The organism is Aeromonas sp. QDB11 (assembly GCF_027705265.1).
In the GTDB taxonomy this organism is placed as follows: Bacteria; Pseudomonadota; Gammaproteobacteria; order Enterobacterales; family Aeromonadaceae; genus Aeromonas; species Aeromonas allosaccharophila.
Genome location: NZ_JAPDBM010000145.1, coordinates 1 through 2158, shown reverse-complemented (window position 1 = coordinate 2158; position 2158 = coordinate 1). Strand labels below are relative to the sequence as shown.

General features: G+C 64.5%; 3 protein-coding genes. All 3 read left to right on the top strand.

The window, feature by feature from the left end; genetic code table 11:
* Positions 1-253, top strand: a 253-nt coding sequence (locus tag OKC40_RS22220; protein ID WP_205684880.1) for a hypothetical protein, incomplete at its 5' end; no start/stop codon positions are given.
* Positions 254-558: 305 nt separating this feature from the next.
* The gene (locus OKC40_RS22215) at positions 559-1470 is read left to right on the top strand and encodes a DNA-binding protein (protein ID WP_033996289.1); all 912 of its coding nucleotides are present in this window, start codon (positions 559-561) and stop codon (positions 1468-1470) included.
* Between the two features lie 385 nt (positions 1471-1855).
* On the top strand, positions 1856-2158 hold a 303-nt coding region (locus tag OKC40_RS22210; RefSeq protein WP_270797002.1), incomplete at its 3' end, for a hypothetical protein.

The following is a 2158-nucleotide window of genomic DNA, read 5'->3' as shown; positions in this document are numbered from 1 at the left end:
CTGGAGATCGGAAAGCCCCTTTACGGTGGGATTCAGAGCTTACGTTGGTTTTTGGTTCCATTGCTCCCCAAACCCCAAGGACAAAGCTACGGTGCGGCTGAATGTGTCCATTGGTGGCGGCGGTGTTGAGCTACTGGCGACCGGGCCGAAGTGGTACGACACGCGGAAAGAGCAGGGCGGCGGTGCCATCGACCTGACCATGCACCTGTTCAGATTGTCATTTGTGGATGCGGTCAAACGGCTGTCGCCTTGATCGTGTTTGCAAGATGCCCCCGGCAGGGCCGCCGGAGGCCACTCGCCGCCGTGAGGCTCTGGGGGCAGGGTAGCGGTCTTCGCCCTTCGTCCTGCCCCCTTTCTTACCCTCTCAAAACGCGCTGTAGGCCCGTTTCTGGCCGACAACGAGCCGAAGGCGAGGCGTCAGCACGGTGTTTCACCAAAAACGAGCAGCCGACCGGGCAGCGGTACGTTACGAAAACCGCTCGCATATCGTATCTGTATTGCGTATCATATCTGTATTGGTACGATTTACGCTGATATGGTACGAAAGGAGCAACGATCATGGCACGTCAGGGCATCACTTTTGAGCAGGTCGCCGCCGTCGCTGATGCGCTGGCAGGCGAGGGTCAGCAGCCGACCATCCGGGCGGTGCGGGAGAAGCTGGGCGACACCGGCAGCCCGAACACTATTCACAAGCACTTGACCGCGTGGCGCGAGGCCCGCCCGGTGGCCGCAGCCGCTGCGCCGGAACTGCCGCAGGCGCTGACCGCTGCCATTGCCGCCGAGATCGAGCGGGCCGCATCGCGGGCACGCGGCGAGATCGAGGGCCGTCTGGTGCAGGCGCAGGCGGAGGCCGCCGAACTGGCCGCCGCTGGCGAGGTGCTGGAAGGCGAACGCGACGAGCTGGCCGAGCAGGTGGCCGTGCTGACCACTGAGCGCGACACGCTGGCAGGCAAAGCCGCCCAGCAGGCCGCCGACTTGGCCGAGGCGCAGCAGCGCATCGAGCGCGAGCAGCAGGCGGCAGAGTCTGCCCGGCTGGAGGTGGCAACCGCCCGGCACAAGATCGAGGCGCAGGCCGAGCGCGTGAGCGAGCAGGCCGCCGAGCTTGAGCGCCTACGCGCCGCACTGGCCGAGGCACAGCAGGGCCGCACCGCCACCGAACAACAGGCCGCCGTGCTGGCCGCCAAGCTGGAGGCGTGCGCCGACCGTGTGAGCCGCGCAGAGGCCCGCGCCGAGCAGATCGAGCAGCAGGCCGCCAAGGCTGCACAGGCCCACGACACCGCCCGCGCCGCAGCAGCGCAGGAAACCCGGCAGACGCAGGCCGAGCGTGACGAGGCTCGCAAGGTGGCAGCAGAGGCCCGCGAGCAGGCCGCACGACTTACCGGGCAGCTTGAGGCGCTGCAACGGCAGCAGGACAAAGCCGAGGCCGCCGAGAAGGCCACGAAGGCACCGAAAGGGAAGGGGGGCGAGTGATGCCAAGCGCCGCAGAATTTCAGGCGCTGTCCGATGAGTTGCGGCAGCTTGGGGCGGTGATCGTGCAGGCTGCGAACCTGGGCGATCAGGAGCTTGCATTGTGGGCCGTGGGGGCGCTGTCATCCGCAGCCGCCCGGCCTGCATGGTGGGCGAGAGAGGCCGCAGACAGCGAAGCTGTGGGATGCAAATAAAGTCCCATCCTAAGCTACGCCAATTTTCAGGACTGTTTTGAAAGACTCAGGCTTGGCAGGCGGGTAAAGTGTCATTCTGAAAGGATCGCGTGGCATTGGGCGCGGCCTGAATCGTGAAAATAAAGTCTCATACTTTCGAGCGTCTGAATCGTCGCCCACTACCGCCGGGACTGAGACACCAACAAGGGGGGCGTATGCCCAAAACCCGAAAACACCTCACCCCGACCGAAGCAGAGGCCAAGGGGCTTCTATGCCGTAAGCACCTCAAGGAACGCCTCCGCCTCATGCCGGGACTAAACACCAAGCCCGCTGGCAGTGTCTGGCAAGGTCAGGGGGCTTATGATGTGTACAACCCAGCCGAGTGCGTGCCGTGGCGCTGGATGCCTGGGCGTGCCCAAGTCCGTCGCCAGCACGTCGCAGCTGCATATTCCCACGCATGGCGATCGCTCAATAACATTCATGCCGATCACGTAATAACATCCATGCCGATCACTCAA